Raw genomic sequence first — 15,385 nt, 5'->3', positions numbered from 1 at the left:
ATGAGTTTAAATAGTGATAGTAATTTTTTTAGGTCCTCCAGGAGCGGGAAAGGGCACACAAGGAAAAAAGATAGCTAAAAAAATTGATTTACCACATATAGCAATCGGTGATATATTTAGAACAATTATTAAAACATCAACTAGTGAAGCAGAGTTAATTAATAATTATGTTAGGCAAGGGGAGCTTATCCCTAATGAAATAGTTAATCAAGTAATCAAAAATTTTTTATTATCCTCTGAATATAAAAACGGCTACATATTAGATGGATATCCGCGTAATTTAGAGCAAGCGAAATTTTTTGAATCATTTATTAAAGAAAAAATTAAAATAATATATTTTGATGTTTCAGATGAATTATTAATTAAAAGAATTTTAGGAAGATATAGTTGTAAAAATTGCGGTAAAATATATAATAGATACTTCTTGCAGCCTAAAACTGATAATGTATGTGATGTTTGCGGTTCAAGTACATTTGATTATAGAAAAGACGATAATGAAGAAGTAATAAAAAAAAGAATTGAAGTATATAAAACAGAAACATATCCGTTAATAGATTATTATAAAAATAGTGGTAATTTTTATATAGTTAATGGAAGTAAAAATGAACAAGAAATAGAAATTGATATACAGAAAATACTAAAAATAAATTGACTTTATCAAAGATTTTTATATTATTTTTTAGTTACCAGTAAAATTTTGGAGATTATTTGTGGCAAGAATTGCAAGTGTTAATATTCCTGATAATAAACGTTTAGTTGTGAGTTTAACTTACATTTACGGTCTTGGGCCTACTATGGCAGCAGAGATCTGTAATAAAGCAAAAATATCGAAAGATAAAAAAGTGAAAGAACTGACAGATCAAGAGTTAATAGGCTTACGTAATATTATTGAAAGTGAGTATAAAGTTGAGGGTGATTTAAGACGAGAAGTTACGCTTAATATTAAGAAAAAGAAAGATATAAGGTGTTATCAAGGACTTAGACATATACGTAAGTTGCCGGTGAGAGGACAGAACACGCATTCTAATGCTCGAACTAGAAAAGGTAAAGCTATTGCGATAGCCGGAAAGAAAAAAGCTGTAAAATAATAGTTTAAGTATAGAGTATAAATAATGAATCAGACGGTTAAAGTTAAGAAAAAGAAAAAAACTATCACTCTTGGTGTTGTACATATCCGAGCATCATTTAATAATACTATAGTAACATTTACTGATATCCAAGGTAATACTATTGCTTCTGCATCGGCAGGAGGTAATGGGTTTAAAGGGGCAAGAAAAGCAACACCTTATGCAGCTCAAGTAACAATTGATAGAGCATCGGAAAAAGCAAAAGAATATGGTCTAAAAACTATTTCTATTAGGATTGGAGGACCGGGGCTCAGCGTGAATCAGCAATGAGAGCTTTATTCGGACAAAATTTTGTGGTTACATCAATTTTAGATGTATCGTCGATTGCTCATAATGGAGTAAGACCGCCAAAAAGAAGAAGAGTATAAGAGAATCATAGGTATTAAATGTTATCGTTAAGTAAAAATTGGAATACTTTAATAAAGCCGAATAAAGTTGCTTATGAAAATTTTCCAGAAACCAATAATAAAGCTAAAATTGTAGTTGAACCTTTAGAAAGAGGTTTTGGTTTAACACTCGGTAATGCTATGAGAAGAGTATTACTTTCTTCTTTACAAGGAGCAGCTATCACGTCTATAAAGATCCCTGCTATAGAACATGAATTTTCTTCTATACCCGGTGTAAAAGAAGATGTATCTGAAGTGATTTTAAACATTAAAGGTATTGAAGTAAAAATGCATGTTGCAGAAAAACGTATCATGAAATTAAAAGCAACAGGACCTTGTGTTGTAACGGCCGGTATGATTGAAACAGGTCATGATGTAGAAATACTGAATCCGGATCATGTAATTTGTGATCTAGCTAAGGACAAGCAGCTTGAAATGGAATTAACTTGCAAGGTTGGTAAAGGATATGTACTTAGCACAAATAGTTATGAGGATAATTTACCTATTGGTGAAATAGCTATAGATGCTTTATTTAATCCGGTAAAGAGTGTTACTTATAAGGTAGAAAATACTAGGGTAGGTCAGGTTACCGATTATGATAAATTAATTATGTTTGTAGAAACTAACGGTGATGTATTACCTGAAATGGCTGTAGGTTTAGCTGCACGTATTTTACAGGAGCAATTACAATTATTTATTTCTTTTGAAGAACAGGAAGAAGATAAGCAAGTTAAAACTGATGCTTTACCATTTTCACCTTATTTACTTAAGAGAGTTGATGAATTGGAATTATCGGTTAGATCGGCAAACTGTTTGAAAAATGATAATATAATATATATAGGGGATCTAGTAAAAAGAACGGAATCCGATATGCTAAGAACTCCAAATTTCGGTAGAAAATCTTTAAATGAGATTAAAGAAATATTGGCAAAATTTAATTTAAGATTCGGTATGGATGTACCGGATTGGCCACCGGAAAATATTCAGGAATTATCTAAACGTTATGAAGATTCTTATAATTAAGGACTAAAAAATGCGACATAAAATTAAAGGCAGAAAGTTAAATGTAACAAGTAGTCATCGGCAAGCAATGCTCGCTAATATGGCTATAGCACTTGTAACCCATGAACAAATTAAAACTACTTTACCAAAAGCTAAGGAATTAAGACCTTATATTGAAACTCTAATTACTAAAGCTAAAAAAGCTGATTTAATGGTAAGAAGAAGCGTTTTATCAAAAATAAAAGATAAAACAGCAGTAGAAAAGCTTATAAATATTTTAGGTACCAGATATAAAGATAGACCTGGCGGTTATACTAGAATAATAAAAGCCGGATTCCGTTATGGTGATTTAGCACCGATAGCATATATTGAATTTGTAGATAGAGATATTAATGCTAAAGGAAATATACAGCAAGATGCTAATGAAGAAATTAAAAATTAAAATATAAGGGACTCGGTGATGGCTAATCATTCTTCAGCAAAAAAAGCTGTTAGACAAACAGTAAAAAGAACTCTAATCAATAAAAAACGATCTAGTGCAATAAAGACTTTTATAAAGAAAGTTGTACATGAAATCAGTCTTGGTAATAAAGAAAATGCTAACATAGCTTTATCTGTTGCTCAGTCTAAGATAATGCAAGGTGTGAAAAAAAATATAATTAAATTAAATACCGCCTCAAGAAAAATCAGCAGATTATCAAGGCAAATAAAAAGTTTGAAAGTAAATAACACTTTATAGTAATTTAAAAGCAAAAACTAATAAAATTTTGCTAAATTATTTATATACTTCTTATGAATTATAAATGATGTTATTTTACTAATTAATAAAAAATATGGGCGATTAGCTCAGCTGGTAGAGTATCTCGTTTACACCGAGAGTGTCGGCGGTTCGAGTCCGTCATCGCCCACCAATCAAAAGTTTTTAGTATTTCAACGATCAAACAATGAATGAAGCTTAAACTCAAGTTTTTCAGTTTTAAATGTTACAATAATTAAACCGATCAAGAAAAACAGTATCTTTGTGAAAGGGCATTTCTAACTAAGTATATATTAGTTAATAATTTAATGCCATTGCTAGAAAGTTACAAAGTAAGTGAAGAAATAATCCAGTATAAAAATACTAAATTTTAGTATTTTTATACTGGATTATTTCTTCACTAAGCTGATTAAATCGCTGTTGTTTTTCTTGATCGGTAAATCTAAAGTAATTCTTATCTTGTAGTAATGCGTTTAATGCTACAGTTTGAATAGTGTGTTTATATCCTATCTCTGCTAATGCTTGTATATTTTTATAATTACCTATATCTGCTTTTTGTGTTTCTTGATTAATATTATGGTTTAGCTCCTTAATTAACTTTATCCTATCTTGGATCTGATTGACCGAATCTTTAGAACCTTTTAATGATTGTAATCCTATATTTATTGATGAAATTATTTGTGCTACATTATTACCGACTATAGCTGCTGATATCCCCGCCACGTTTACTATATTATTTATTACATTTGTTATAACCGATGCTATAAATAATGATTTAGTACCTTTATTACTTTTGTCTTTCGTTTGTTGCTGCTCATTATGTATATATAAATCATCTTTTAAAATATCTTTTTACTTTGGATCAATTTTTAGAAGAGCTTGTTGTTTACTCAAATCATCACGATGTTTTTCTAATAATTTATTTTCTTGTGTAAGAAGACGTATCTTGCGAGTATGTACTACATCTATTATGGCTTTACCTACTATAATGTTGCCATGGCAGCAGCTGATACAAACGTAAATGGAGCTGTGGCAGGTGCTATAGTTGTCAGCATAATACTACTTGCTATTAATCCGAGTACGCTAGCTGTGGTTTTATTAAAAAGAATCTTTCTTGTTACGTTGCTTATTTTCTTTATATTACCCCATTTTTGAGGTCTTAATACTATTTATAATACTGGATATTCTTGAGTTATTTTGTGCTTTATACTCACTTTTATAAATTAGTATTGGGGTGTTGTTCATGGGTTGTTAAGGCGTGTGTGCCTCTACTCATTAATTGCTGTATCCGTTCTTGCTCTATTATATATAAATCATCTTTACTTTTTACTGTTTCTTGAGAAATTATACGCTCCAAGTTACGCCTTTGTATAACTTCTATATCATCCATACTTCTAAATATTGGAGGCTGCTTTTTAGGTACTGTGTCTATATTATTGGATGATGCCTTTACAATATCTAAATCCTTTTCTAGTGAGTGTGGCATATTTCTTTTCTTCTTTTATAGGTCTTGCCATTCTATTCGCTCCATTTGTATGTCTTTAATCTGTTTTAGGGTGCATTATAGATAATTATTAAAATTTTATGTCAAATACACCTAAGTTAGAAAATCACTATAATAAATTGTTACAAGATATTATGCTTAAAACATTAGAGCAGAATCAAATTGTAGAAACCTATTTAATACAAGAAGATTTTAGTAGTACTTTAGATGAGCTGCAAAAAATAAACGCAAAGCTTGAAGAATATTGTAAGGTTTTTGCTCTGCTTGAAAGAATTAAAACCGAATTAGCTGAAGAAGATAAAGTATATAACTAATTTAATTGATATAAAAGGTGCAAGCTGCATTTCGCCTTTTATATTCAATAATAATTTCCTGCTTCAACTTCTAGCTTTTTAAAAGATGATATACCGAGGCTATACCCTATAATAATAGGAATTACTATCATCAACAATCCTAAATTATTAAAACGTTCTGTTAAATAAACAAGTCCAAAAGAACTAATTACATAACATAGCGGCTCTTGAATAAGCATATATAAAGCTAGCATAGGTAAATCGTTTTAAAACCGGAAAACTTTTATAAAATATTGGAATTGCCGGGGATTCACTTGGAGAAAAAGTCACTACAATTAGTGGAATTAAGAGAATTTGCTAACCTTGCGTTATATTATCTAATATTAATGGACTAGATAGAAGAAAAGTTAAAAATATTACTAATTGCATTTATAGCATAAACACGTAAGTGCTAGTGCTACAAAAAATTCTACTATAGAAATTTGTATTAAAAAATAATAAATTGCAGTCTTCTTATTAACTTTTTCCTGCCATACAAGATTATTTTTTATCTTTGCTACATCAATTATATTACTATCTTTTATCGTTTTCTTGTATTCTATGCTTAGCATCAACAAAATCCGGTGTTTCTCGCAAAGTAGTCCTAGCAGCACTACCTATTAATGCAATTCCTGTACCTACCCAAAATGCGATACGCTAATTAAAGTCATAGGATGTAACTAAGGTTTCTACGCCAAAGGCCACAGTTAATCCTAAGCACACACCTCTACAAATGCTACGGCAGGAAAGCGTTTAGGAACTCCAACAGATTCCGTTAAATATAATTCTGCTCCTACTCTTGCTCCCATGGATGATATACCTTGCACTATACGGCATATTGTTACTATGCAGGCGGCACTAGCACCTACTTGGGCATAAGTAGGAAGATTAACCATAACGATGCAAGAAAATGACATTAAAATAGTGGTAATAATGACTGTGGATTTCCGACCTATATTATCAGCCAAATAATAAAGTTCCTAAGGGTCTAAAAATAAAAGTAGAACAAAAAGAAAAAACTGCAAGAAGTCGATTAACGTGAGTATCATATTGCGGAAAGAAAAGCTCATCAATTAGTACTGCCATATGAACATATAGCATAAGATCAAAATATTCTCAAAAAGTACTTATAGATAGTAAGCCTATGCCTATAGCCCGTTTTTGTTCTCTGTTTAAACTTTTTTGTTTTTTTTCGTATCCCAACACAATTTTTTCTAAAAAGTTAATTTATAGCAATGTTATATTGAGAAGATTTCAAGTCTATAAATTATTCAAGGCAAAAGTTACAATGTTTTATGATTATACTTATTTAAAACTTCTTTGACTAATGAAGTTGTTATTTTTCTTTTGGAAATTAAAGCAAAATAGTTAATATTGTTTAATATTTCTATAATTTTCGAATATTCCCTAGGCAAATTTACTAAAAGAAAATCTATTATTTGTCGGGATATTGTTACCGAAGAAATAGCAAAATGCTTAAATATTAGAATTTTGATTAATTCATCGTCAGGTGAGTTTAATAGAATACTAAGTACTGATTTAATACGTGAAGATAAATCGGGTAAAGTAAAATTTCTGCTTTTATCAGATGCGGTAAGTAAAAGATATTTTTGTTTTTCGTTAATAATATTAAATATATGAAGTAATGTCGGCTCTTGCCAGTTTTCAATATCTTCAATGATGAAAGCATTATATTTTTCTGAAATTTCTTCATTAAAAAAAATATCTTTAATAATATAGGCATTGCTTAAATTTTGCCATATTTTGGTTAAATAAGTTTTGCCTGACGAAGAAGGTCCTTTAATTAATAAAGTAAATTTATAAGGGTTAACGCCAAAGCCGCACTGCCAATTTTTTATAATATTATAAGCTTGATCGTTAGAACTAGAAACAATAAATTCATCAGGATGATATTTACTAGAAGTAGTAAAACGAAATATATATTGCTGCACTGTTATAAGAATTTTTTAGTCGTCTATTCGATAGAATTTGCTAGATTTATAAAATTTAATTAGATTCAAAAGTAAAATTTTTGTAATCCCTGCAATCGGTATAGCAAAAAATATTCCAATAATTCCAAATAAACTGCCGCAGGCAAAAATTGAGAATATAATCCACAGAGGATGCAACCCTATTTTATCACCGATAATTTTAGGGGTGAAAATATAAGACTCGCAAATATTTCCAACTAGATAAATTATCATTATATATAGTAATTTAGTAGTTACACCAAAAGTTAAATAGCCGATAATTAGAGTTAAAAGAAACGATATAAAAGTACCAAGGAAAGGAATAATAACTAAAAATCCTGTTAAAATGCCAAGTAAAAGAGCGAGATCAATACCTATTACGGTAAATGCAATACTATAATAAGTAGATAATAATAAGCAAATATTTAGCTGTCCTCTTATGTAAGCAGATAACAGATTATTAATTGCCGATAATATTTCAAGGATTTTCGGTCGGGTTTTTATAGGTAATAATGATTTCATGTTTGCAATAATTTTAGCCCAATCACGTAGGAAATAGAATAATATTATAGGTATAAGTAAAAATAAAACAAATATGTTAATAGTTATAATAGTATAACGCCAAAAATTATTAGCAATACTGCCAAGTATAGTAAATATACTATTTATAAAATTGCTTAAAGAATTCTTGATTTTATAGGCAATATCAGGTTCTATCGAATAAATTTTTACCATTATAGGCGGTAATATTTCTGCCTGTAAATAATTGTTATATTTTGGAATATTATTTATAAAAGTAAAAATTTGTCCATAAATTATCGGCACTAAAATAGTTAAGCTTAAGAAAAATATGCTCAAAAATATCAGATAAATTATGCTTGATGCAAATTTATTTGATATTTTAAATTTTGATGCGATAAAACCTATAGCAGGTTGTAGTAAGTAAGATATTATAAATGCGATAAAAAATGGTTTTACTGCGTCTGAAATTAGCATAAAACCGCTGATAAAAAGCCCTAAAAAAACTAGCCAAAATATAACGGTTCTATTCATTATTATTTTCCTCATTTTCTATACGAAGATCAACTTCAAAAAGAGCTAGGAGTTCACAAGGCGAAGATCACAGCATATACTTAATACGTGAGAATTGAAGTTCTTGTAAAACGACGACGCCAATTTTTGAAGTTGATCGAGTATTAAGGTTTTTTAACTACTTGTACGGTAGCAGGACGAAGTAGTCTATCTCTAATTTTATATCCTGATTGCATTAAAGTAATAATACTATTCGGTGCATGATCAGGATGTTCTATCTGCGCAATTGCATTATGTAAATTATAGTCGAACATTGATCCTATTTCCGGCTTTATTTCTTCAATATGATGTTTATGAAAGACTTTGTCTAGCTCGTCTTTAGTCATCTGAACGCCTGCAATAATATTTGTGACTTCTACATCAGAATTTGCCGGTTTATGTGCTAATGCTCTTGAAAGATTATCACTAACATTTAGTAGTTCTTTAGCAAATGTAGCAATTGCATAATCTTTTGCTTCGTCACGTGCTTTTTCTAAACGCTTTCTTGTATTGTCTATTTCAGCAGTAGTTCTTATTAGCTTATCTTTTAGCTCTTCAATCTCGGCTTTTAACGCTGTTACCTCCGGATTTGCTGTTTCAACTATCTCTTCAGCAATATCATTTATTGTTTGTTCACTATTTTCTATATTATCGTCTATCATATTATTTACTTTATATTTATGTTCTTTTTTGAGATATATATATATAATAAAAATTTTTTCAATGGTATACTCGTTTAATTTGAAAAAATTAAACGAGTATACCATTGGCGTCGTTGTTTCGTATTTTTTTATCCTCACGTACTAGTATGTATGCTGCGGTCAAAAAATATGAAACGTCTTACTCTTTTCCAAATTAAACTTTACTATTTATTTTTACTTATGGAGTACAAATTGTATTATGAGACAGTCAGGAAGAAAAAGCAACCAATTACGTCCTATTTCATTAGAATTATCCCCGCTTATTAATGCGGAAGGTTCATGTCTTATTAAAATCGGTAATACACATGTCATGTGTAGTGCTACTTGTGAAACTACCGTACCGCCATTCTTGAGGGGACAAAATCAAGGCTGGATTACTGCCGAGTACGGTATGCTTCCCGGTTCTACATCACAGCGTATTAAAAGAGAAGCGGCACTTGGGAAACAAGGCGGAAGAACGCAAGAGATACAGCGTTTAATAGGTAGGGCGATGCGATGTGTAATTGACGTGAGGAAACTCGGCGAGAGGCAAATTATCATAGATTGTGATGTTATTAATGCTGACGGCGGTACTAGAACTGCAGCAATAACAGGGAGCTATGTAGCATTGCACCTAGCTATTAGGTCCTTGATGAAAAAGAGAGTTTTAAAGGTGAACCCGTTAATTAGTCAAATTGCAGCTATTTCTTGCGGTATATATAAAGGTGAGGCGATACTAGATTTGGATTATTTAGAAGATAGTGATGCGGACGTGGATAGTAATTTTGTGTTTGCAGGTAACGGTAATTTAATCGAAGTACAAGGCACGGCAGAGAAAAATCCTTTTTCCGAAGAGCAGTTTTTAGCAATGTTAAAACTTGCTAAAGGCGGAGCTGCGGAATTATTTAAACTACAAAATCAGGTACTGCTTGGGTCTTAGAAAGTTGCTAAGTGGATCAGTGTTCCCGTCATTGCAAAAAATGCTAATTTATAGCATTTTTTTATTATTGCTCTGGATTGCCGCATCGCTTTGCTCCTCGCAATGACGGTGCATGTATCCACGCAACCAATCTTCCACGAGAAGAACGTATTTATTAAGCGTATGGATTATCATCAAAAGCAATATGTTCACCTGATAATATAATTATCTTATCTCGATTGGTATTATTTATAAATACCTTATGATTAAGATCTGTTACTTTAACACTACTATGTGGTCCTAAGATTAATTCCGCAACATTGCCTAGGCTTTCAAACGTAACACGCTGATTAGCTCCAATTGTTATTTTATTGGGCGATATATTAATATTTGCTGTTCTATTTTCTTCGGTAAAAGTAATAGTTCTATATTTTGGATCGTTCATATTTTCCTCTTTGAATGAATTTTAAGTTATAAAATCATTACTACAATATGCCATATACTACTTCAATTAAAAATCTTTTAACCTAGCTCTCTACTCAATTTATAATTGCTACTATAGTGTATTTTTTAAATTTAAGCGGCTATGGTATTAAGATTATATTATTGTCGTCTATTATGCCTTATTAGTAGAATTATCCTCTGATCAATATGAGCAATTTGTAAGTAGTACTGTAGAATAGGTATTACCGATAATCAAAATATTGGAGTACATTTTTTGTACAAAGAAGATAAATTTTTGAATGAAAAAAACATAAGCACGGATGCTTCTATTTACTATAAATTGAAGCTATTTGAAGATAAAGATTTTGTTATTGCGGCTCAGCCTAAAATTTTAATGAGTAAGAGTAAAAAGCTTAAAGAAGATTTTTTAGGCGAGATATCTTTACTAATGGGAATGTCTAAAAATATCCACCCTGTTATTATTTTTAATCAAAATATATTTAGCTTTGGACATTCAATTAATATTGGTTCTAAGAAGATGTATTATATTTCTACTTATGAAGGGATTAAATTTAAAAACGGCATAATGCTTACAAGTTTTACAAAATACCATACTCGGCAAAATTACGGCTATGTATATGATGGTTCAGTTTATGAGCAGTTAGGAATTGCAAAGATAATTAATTTTGGTAAAGAGAATAGAAACTTGTTAACTGCTCAAATCGGTCATTTTTGGGATCGCAGTCTTTCAAATTAAGAAATATAAAATATCAGGTATAAATTTTTCAGCATGGTTAGATATATAAATGAAGATATAATATTACAGATAATCAGAGATAAAAACTTATTAGGTAAAAAACAAGCTAGTAGTTTAAAAGCTATGATCGAAGAAGCAATTATCGATAATGAGATAATGATTGATATATTATATGAAAATAGAATATTGCTGCTAATAAGCAATATTTCTTATATTAAAATTTATAATTATTCTTATATACAAGCCTATGTAGTGAATGGTTATTGTATATATGACGATGTTCATGGTAATACAATAACTGCTATAAATGATCTAAAAATATTGTTTAGTAATAATAATATTTTTAGATCTATAATGCTGATCAAGAAATATTATTTTTATAAATTATTAGAAAAAAATTTCGCCTATTTAACTAGTATCAAAGCAAAATATGCTCTTGAATTTAAAGTCGGACTGATTATTGCTAAGAATATTAAGTATACCAATAAAATAATAATATTTTTCGTCGTGTTTATAGTCACATTGATTTATCTGCCGGTTTTATTTCATGTTGCTAATAATATAAGCTATTGTTTACAAAATATTTTAAAATCTCTGTTATGTATAAGGGCAGTAAGAGAATCGCCTTCGGTAAGGGTTGTATGGATTGAAAAGCGTATTCGGTGTCATACCGTGGTTTGACCACGGTATCCCGAAAATAATTAAAAATACTAATATTAGTATTTTTAACTGGATCCCGCGATCAAGTCGCGGGATGACAGAGGTGGAATCGCTTCACAAAACAAGTAGTACTAAAAATCATTCGGTGGAATCACAAATTTTTCAAAATGAGGAGAAAGCTTTACCGGTTTATACAGTTTTAGTACCGTTATATAAAGAATTCAGTAAGTTAAGGTCAATAATTAAAAATATTTCATTAATTAATTATCCAAAAGATAAGCTAGGCGTTAAAATTATTATCGAAGATGACGATTATCTAATGATTAAAGAAATAGTATTATATAATTTACCGTCTTATTTTCATGTTATATCTGTTCCGAAAAGTCTACCAAGAACTAAAAGCCGAAAGCCCTTAATTATGCTCTAGAATATTCACATGGCGAGTATCTAGTAGTATATGATGCTGAAGATAAACCTGAACAGCTACTTAAAGCTCTAGCAATGTTTAAAAACTTACCTCTAGAATATGCTTGTCTTCAAGTTAAGCTTAATTTTTATAATAAAAATGAGAATATTTTAACCTATTCTCAAAAATGTTTAATATAGAATATAGTTTATGGTTTGAATATATCTTGAAAGGATTAAGTTTGCTAAAACTTCCTACACCTCGGGGGTACTAGTAATCATTTTAAAACGGATTATTAAATAAGCTTGGCGGATGGGATTCTTATAATGTAACAGAAGATGCCGAGCTTGGTATAAGAATTTACTCACAGAACTATAAAGTAGCTATTCGTGATTCCTATACTCTAGAAGAGGCTCCGAATAGTTTAGGTAATTGGCTAAATCAAAGATCACATTGGATTCAAGGCTTTTTGCAAACATTTTTGGTATTTAAAGCACAAAAAGATAAATGCCAAAAGTTTACTTTATTGCAAGTAATAACAATTTATATTTTCATCGGCTTATCTACTTATAATTTTTGGAGTTTACCCTTTATAATATTTTCTATTGTTATAAATAAAAATTCTATAATTAATTATTTATGGCTTATTAATAGTATTTTTTCGCTTTTATATCTATATGGTACAGCTCTGTATATAATTAAAAAATTCTTTAAAAAGCGGAAAAGTAAAATTTCAGGATATAGTAGCTTTGAGCTGGTGGGCTAGTTATTTTATATACATACTTTAGCTTCATATAAAGCAGTATTTGAAATAATTTTCTGTCCTTTGAATTTGAAATGGAGTAAAACTAAACACGGCACTAGTTTAGAGGATTTTGAGAAAGAATAGACCTCTAATAAAAAAATTTTTATTCTTGCCCCTTGAACTAACAAAAATAAAATATATATAGTATGTACATTTAAAGATTTAATAATTGGAGGTTAAAATGTCTTTTAAACCATTACATGATAGAATTGCAATAAAGCCTATCGAACAAGAAGAAAAAACTAAAGGTGGAATTATTATTCCGGATACTGTAAAAGAAAAGCCGATGCAAGGTGAAATAGTAGCCGTAGGTAATGGTATTCGTAATGAAAAAGGCGAAATTCATCCTTTAGAGCTAAAAGTAGGCGATAAAGTTTTATACGGTAAATGGGCAGGCACCGAAATTGAAATTAAAGGCACAAAACTGATCGTTATGAAAGAAAGCGACGTATTTGGTATTATTAATTAATTATTTGTTTTTAAGGAGAAATTAAATATGGCAACAAAACTTATTAAACACGGCTCAAAAGCTCGTGAGCAAATGTTAGAAGGCATTGATATACTTGCAGATGCAGTAAAAGTTACTTTAGGTCCAAAAGGCAGAAATGTACTTATAGAGCAATCATTCGGTTCACCTAAAATTACAAAAGATGGTGTGACGGTTGCAAAATCGATCGAGTTAAAAGATAAAATTAGAAATGCGGGAGCTCAGCTATTAAAATCAGCTGCTACAAAAGCTGCAGAAGTAGCCGGTGATGGTACTACTACAGCTACGGTACTTGCTAGAGCTTTGGCTCGTGAGGGTAATAAGCTAGTAGCTGCCGGTTATAATCCTATGGATTTAAAGCGTGGTATGGATTTAGCGGTAAACGCAGTAGTAGAAGAAATTAAAAAATCCAGTAAAAAAATCAATAGCCAAGAGGAAATCGCACAAGTCGGTACTATCTCTTCAAACGGTGATAAGGAAATCGGTGAGAAAATTGCTAAGGCAATGGAGGAAGTCGGTAAAGAAGGCGTGATAACCGTTGAAGAAGCAAAGAATTTTAGCTTCGATGTTGAAGTAGTTAAAGGTATGATGTTTGATAGAGGTTATCTATCACCGTATTTTGTAACGAATTCTGAGAAAATGGTTGCTGAGCTTGAAAATCCTTTCATCTTACTATTTGAGAAAAAATTATCAAATTTACAACCGATGTTACCTATACTTGAGGCTGTAGTACAATCACAACGCCCTCTATTAATTATTGCTGAGGATGTTGAGGGCGAAGCTCTTGCAACGCTTGTAGTCAATAGATTACGTGGTGGTTTAAAAGTTGCGGCAGTAAAAGCTCCCGGTTTTGGCGATAGAAGAAAAGCAATGATGGAAGATATTGCTATCCTAACTAAAGGTGAGCTTATTACTGAAGATTTAGGTATGAAGCTTGAAAATGTGAGTATTAAGAGTCTAGGGACAGCAAAAAGAGTAACAATTTCTAAAGAAAATACCGTAATTGTTGACGGTAACGGTGATAAGAAAAATATTGAAGATAGAGTATTACAAATTAAATCTCAAATAGCTGAAACTACTTCTGATTATGATAAAGAAAAACTGCAAGAGCGTTTAGCTAAACTTTCCGGCGGTGTTGCCGTATTAAAGGTTGGCGGTGCTACGGAAGTTGAAGTGAAAGAGCGTAAAGATCGTGTTGAAGATGCACTTGCTGCTACAAGAGCGGCAGTTGAGGAAGGTGTTGTTGCCGGTGGCGGTGTAACATTACTTCATGCATCACAACCTTTAACAAAGCTTAAAGTAGAGAATAAGGATCAACAAGCAGGTATTGAAATAGTAATAGAAGCTTTAAAGGATCCGTTAAAACAGATTGTTGAAAATGCCGGTGAAAACGGTGGCGTAGTAGTTGGTAAATTACTAGAACATAAGGATAAAAATTATGGCTTTAATGCTCAAGATATGCAATATGTCGATATGATTAAAGCAGGAATTATTGATCCAGCTAAAGTAGTGCGTACTGCACTTCAAGATGCCGCTTCCGTTGCTTCGTTAATTATTACCACGGAAACTTTAATTGTTGACGAACCTTCTGATAAGGCAGAGCCAATGCCAATGCGTGGCGGTATGGGAGGCATGGGCGGTATGGATTTCTAAGTCTATATCTCTATAAGATAGGTTATGCAGTAGATCTAATAAACCCGTTTTGTTGTATTGCTCGTTCCCCTCATTGTAAGGAGGCATTGTTGCATGGACCGCAAAACCTGCTCAATGTCATATCGTGGCTTAACCATGGTATCCAGAAAACAATACTAATAATATTAGCATTTTAAACTGGATCCTGCTACAAGCTCGCAGGATGACAATTGAGAAACTAGTCCACGCAGGCAATGCCTGCTCCGCAATGACGATTTTAACAACCTGCTGTACAACACATTATTAAAAGTCGCAGTAGGACACAACTGATTTATGCAACAAATGGGGTTTAAAGCGATTCTTTGCTTAATTTGAAAATAAACTCTTTAAGAAAACTCTTCCTCAAAAAATAAAATATAGAATTTCTTGTAATTATTTCAATAAAT

General features: G+C 31.0%; 21 protein-coding genes, 1 tRNA gene and 1 pseudogene. 15 read left to right on the top strand and 8 right to left on the bottom strand.

All coding sequences use genetic code 11. From position 1 onward, the window contains the following. Window positions 1-13 precede the first annotated feature (13 nt). The 7 genes and pseudogenes from ACSFFC_RS00385 (at window position 14) to ACSFFC_RS00355 (ending at window position 3,426) form a co-directional block, all read left to right on the top strand. Entirely contained in the window at window positions 14-652 is a 639-nt protein-coding gene (locus ACSFFC_RS00385) for an adenylate kinase (RefSeq protein ID WP_014410947.1), read from the top strand. A gap of 58 nt (window positions 653-710) precedes the next feature. Then, window positions 711-1,088: a 30S ribosomal protein S13 gene (gene rpsM / locus ACSFFC_RS00380; protein WP_004997837.1), complete on the top strand. Its 378-nt coding sequence runs from the start codon at window positions 711-713 to the stop codon at window positions 1,086-1,088. Between the two features lie 24 nt (window positions 1,089-1,112). After that, window positions 1,113-1,495: pseudogene (rpsK, locus tag ACSFFC_RS00375) on the top strand (30S ribosomal protein S11). Between the two features lie 18 nt (window positions 1,496-1,513). Further along, the gene (locus tag ACSFFC_RS00370) at window positions 1,514-2,536 is read left to right on the top strand and encodes a DNA-directed RNA polymerase subunit alpha (protein ID WP_014273682.1); all 1,023 of its coding nucleotides are present in this window, start codon (window positions 1,514-1,516) and stop codon (window positions 2,534-2,536) included. A 10-nt stretch (window positions 2,537-2,546) separates the two neighbouring features. Beyond that, window positions 2,547-2,957: a 50S ribosomal protein L17 gene (gene rplQ, locus ACSFFC_RS00365; RefSeq protein WP_014410946.1), complete on the top strand. Its 411-nt coding sequence runs from the start codon at window positions 2,547-2,549 to the stop codon at window positions 2,955-2,957. An 18-nt stretch (window positions 2,958-2,975) separates the two neighbouring features. Beyond that, window positions 2,976-3,254, top strand: a complete 279-nt coding sequence (rpsT, locus tag ACSFFC_RS00360; protein ID WP_014410945.1) for a 30S ribosomal protein S20 — start codon at window positions 2,976-2,978, stop codon at window positions 3,252-3,254. Between the two features lie 96 nt (window positions 3,255-3,350). Continuing rightward, window positions 3,351-3,426, top strand: a tRNA-Val gene (locus ACSFFC_RS00355). A 209-nt stretch (window positions 3,427-3,635) separates the two neighbouring features. Here the strand turns inward: ACSFFC_RS00355 and ACSFFC_RS00350 are convergent. Together ACSFFC_RS00350 and ACSFFC_RS00345 are read right to left on the bottom strand one after the other, a co-directional pair. Beyond that, window positions 3,636-3,995, bottom strand: a complete 360-nt coding sequence (locus ACSFFC_RS00350) for a hypothetical protein (RefSeq protein WP_014410944.1) — start codon at window positions 3,993-3,995, stop codon at window positions 3,636-3,638. A 493-nt stretch (window positions 3,996-4,488) separates the two neighbouring features. Beyond that, window positions 4,489-4,758, bottom strand: coding sequence for a hypothetical protein (locus tag ACSFFC_RS00345; protein ID WP_014410942.1), 270 nt, complete (start codon window positions 4,756-4,758; stop codon window positions 4,489-4,491). A 98-nt stretch (window positions 4,759-4,856) separates the two neighbouring features. Between ACSFFC_RS00345 and ACSFFC_RS00340 the strand changes: the two genes are divergently transcribed. Next, a complete protein-coding gene (locus ACSFFC_RS00340) occupies window positions 4,857-5,090 on the top strand; it encodes a hypothetical protein (RefSeq protein ID WP_004997847.1) in 234 nt (77 codons plus the stop codon). A 44-nt stretch (window positions 5,091-5,134) separates the two neighbouring features. Here the strand turns inward: ACSFFC_RS00340 and ACSFFC_RS00335 are convergent, their stop codons facing one another. The 5 genes from ACSFFC_RS00335 to grpE all read right to left on the bottom strand — a co-directional run bounded on the left by ACSFFC_RS00335 (window position 5,135) and on the right by grpE (window position 8,811). Then, window positions 5,135-5,323 carry a hypothetical protein gene (locus ACSFFC_RS00335; RefSeq protein WP_014410941.1) on the bottom strand — a complete coding sequence of 63 codons (189 nt, stop codon included), beginning with the start codon at window positions 5,321-5,323 and terminating at the stop codon, window positions 5,135-5,137. 498 nt (window positions 5,324-5,821) lie between these two features. Continuing rightward, window positions 5,822-6,076: a hypothetical protein gene (locus tag ACSFFC_RS00330; protein WP_014410939.1), complete on the bottom strand. Its 255-nt coding sequence runs from the start codon at window positions 6,074-6,076 to the stop codon at window positions 5,822-5,824. A gap of 315 nt (window positions 6,077-6,391) precedes the next feature. Further along, complete coding sequence (locus ACSFFC_RS00325) at window positions 6,392-7,060, bottom strand: HdaA/DnaA family protein (protein WP_014410937.1); 669 nt, start codon at window positions 7,058-7,060, stop codon at window positions 6,392-6,394. A 15-nt stretch (window positions 7,061-7,075) separates the two neighbouring features. Next, window positions 7,076-8,131: an AI-2E family transporter gene (locus ACSFFC_RS00320; protein ID WP_014410936.1), complete on the bottom strand. Its 1,056-nt coding sequence runs from the start codon at window positions 8,129-8,131 to the stop codon at window positions 7,076-7,078. Window positions 8,132-8,274: 143 nt separating this feature from the next. Continuing rightward, on the bottom strand, window positions 8,275-8,811 hold the full coding sequence (gene grpE, locus ACSFFC_RS00315; protein ID WP_014410935.1) for a nucleotide exchange factor GrpE: 537 nt from the start codon (window positions 8,809-8,811) through the stop codon (window positions 8,275-8,277). 238 nt (window positions 8,812-9,049) lie between these two features. On the opposite strand from grpE, the gene rph reads away from it, so the two are divergent. Further along, entirely contained in the window at window positions 9,050-9,769 is a 720-nt protein-coding gene (gene rph, locus ACSFFC_RS00310) for a ribonuclease PH (protein WP_010977568.1), read from the top strand. Window positions 9,770-9,923: 154 nt separating this feature from the next. Here the strand turns inward: rph and ACSFFC_RS00305 are convergent, their stop codons facing one another. Then, complete coding sequence (locus tag ACSFFC_RS00305) at window positions 9,924-10,193, bottom strand: hypothetical protein (RefSeq protein WP_014410934.1); 270 nt, start codon at window positions 10,191-10,193, stop codon at window positions 9,924-9,926. A gap of 273 nt (window positions 10,194-10,466) precedes the next feature. On the opposite strand from ACSFFC_RS00305, the gene ACSFFC_RS00300 reads away from it, so the two are divergent. From ACSFFC_RS00300 to groL, 6 genes are all read left to right on the top strand, one after another. Continuing rightward, window positions 10,467-10,949, top strand: a complete 483-nt coding sequence (locus tag ACSFFC_RS00300; RefSeq protein ID WP_014410933.1) for a hypothetical protein — start codon at window positions 10,467-10,469, stop codon at window positions 10,947-10,949. Between the two features lie 33 nt (window positions 10,950-10,982). Next, window positions 10,983-11,630, top strand: a complete 648-nt coding sequence (locus ACSFFC_RS00295) for a hypothetical protein (RefSeq protein WP_041472230.1) — start codon at window positions 10,983-10,985, stop codon at window positions 11,628-11,630. Between the two features lie 73 nt (window positions 11,631-11,703). Continuing rightward, window positions 11,704-12,036: a glycosyltransferase family protein gene (locus ACSFFC_RS00290; RefSeq protein WP_041472034.1), complete on the top strand. Its 333-nt coding sequence runs from the start codon at window positions 11,704-11,706 to the stop codon at window positions 12,034-12,036. Between the two features lie 331 nt (window positions 12,037-12,367). Further along, window positions 12,368-12,781, top strand: a complete 414-nt coding sequence (locus tag ACSFFC_RS00285) for a glycosyltransferase family 2 protein (RefSeq protein ID WP_231283011.1) — start codon at window positions 12,368-12,370, stop codon at window positions 12,779-12,781. Between the two features lie 220 nt (window positions 12,782-13,001). After that, complete coding sequence (locus ACSFFC_RS00280; RefSeq protein ID WP_004997871.1) at window positions 13,002-13,289, top strand: co-chaperone GroES; 288 nt, start codon at window positions 13,002-13,004, stop codon at window positions 13,287-13,289. A gap of 27 nt (window positions 13,290-13,316) precedes the next feature. Further along, the gene (gene groL / locus ACSFFC_RS00275) at window positions 13,317-14,960 is read left to right on the top strand and encodes a chaperonin GroEL (RefSeq protein ID WP_012151120.1); all 1,644 of its coding nucleotides are present in this window, start codon (window positions 13,317-13,319) and stop codon (window positions 14,958-14,960) included. The last annotated feature ends 425 nt before the right edge of the window (window positions 14,961-15,385 follow it).

The sequence above is a fragment of the Rickettsia parkeri genome, from assembly GCF_051427245.1.
GTDB lineage: Bacteria > Pseudomonadota > Alphaproteobacteria > Rickettsiales > Rickettsiaceae > Rickettsia > Rickettsia rickettsii.
The sequence above is the reverse complement of the archived record's forward strand: the minus strand, read 5'-3'. Positions and strand labels throughout refer to the sequence as shown.

What these genes read in the sequence shown, in the direction of transcription:
- ACSFFC_RS00370 (WP_014273682.1), top strand. Translation starts at nt 1,514, where the DNA reads ATGTTATCGTTAAGTAAAAATTGGAATACTTTAATAAAGCCGAATAAA.
- rplQ (WP_014410946.1), top strand. Translation starts at nt 2,547, where the DNA reads ATGCGACATAAAATTAAAGGCAGAAAGTTAAATGTAACAAGTAGTCAT.
- rpsT (WP_014410945.1), top strand. Translation starts at nt 2,976, where the DNA reads ATGGCTAATCATTCTTCAGCAAAAAAAGCTGTTAGACAAACAGTAAAA.
- ACSFFC_RS00345 (WP_014410942.1), bottom strand. Translation starts at nt 4,758, where the DNA reads ATGCCACACTCACTAGAAAAGGATTTAGATATTGTAAAGGCATCATCC.
- ACSFFC_RS00340 (WP_004997847.1), top strand. Translation starts at nt 4,857, where the DNA reads ATGTCAAATACACCTAAGTTAGAAAATCACTATAATAAATTGTTACAA.
- ACSFFC_RS00335 (WP_014410941.1), bottom strand. Translation starts at nt 5,323, where the DNA reads ATGCTAGCTTTATATATGCTTATTCAAGAGCCGCTATGTTATGTAATT.
- ACSFFC_RS00320 (WP_014410936.1), bottom strand. Translation starts at nt 8,131, where the DNA reads ATGAATAGAACCGTTATATTTTGGCTAGTTTTTTTAGGGCTTTTTATC.
- grpE (WP_014410935.1), bottom strand. Translation starts at nt 8,811, where the DNA reads ATGATAGACGATAATATAGAAAATAGTGAACAAACAATAAATGATATT.
- rph (WP_010977568.1), top strand. Translation starts at nt 9,050, where the DNA reads ATGAGACAGTCAGGAAGAAAAAGCAACCAATTACGTCCTATTTCATTA.
- ACSFFC_RS00305 (WP_014410934.1), bottom strand. Translation starts at nt 10,193, where the DNA reads ATGAACGATCCAAAATATAGAACTATTACTTTTACCGAAGAAAATAGA.
- ACSFFC_RS00295 (WP_041472230.1), top strand. Translation starts at nt 10,983, where the DNA reads ATGGTTAGATATATAAATGAAGATATAATATTACAGATAATCAGAGAT.
- ACSFFC_RS00290 (WP_041472034.1), top strand. Translation starts at nt 11,704, where the DNA reads ATGACAGAGGTGGAATCGCTTCACAAAACAAGTAGTACTAAAAATCAT.
- ACSFFC_RS00280 (WP_004997871.1), top strand. Translation starts at nt 13,002, where the DNA reads ATGTCTTTTAAACCATTACATGATAGAATTGCAATAAAGCCTATCGAA.
- groL (WP_012151120.1), top strand. Translation starts at nt 13,317, where the DNA reads ATGGCAACAAAACTTATTAAACACGGCTCAAAAGCTCGTGAGCAAATG.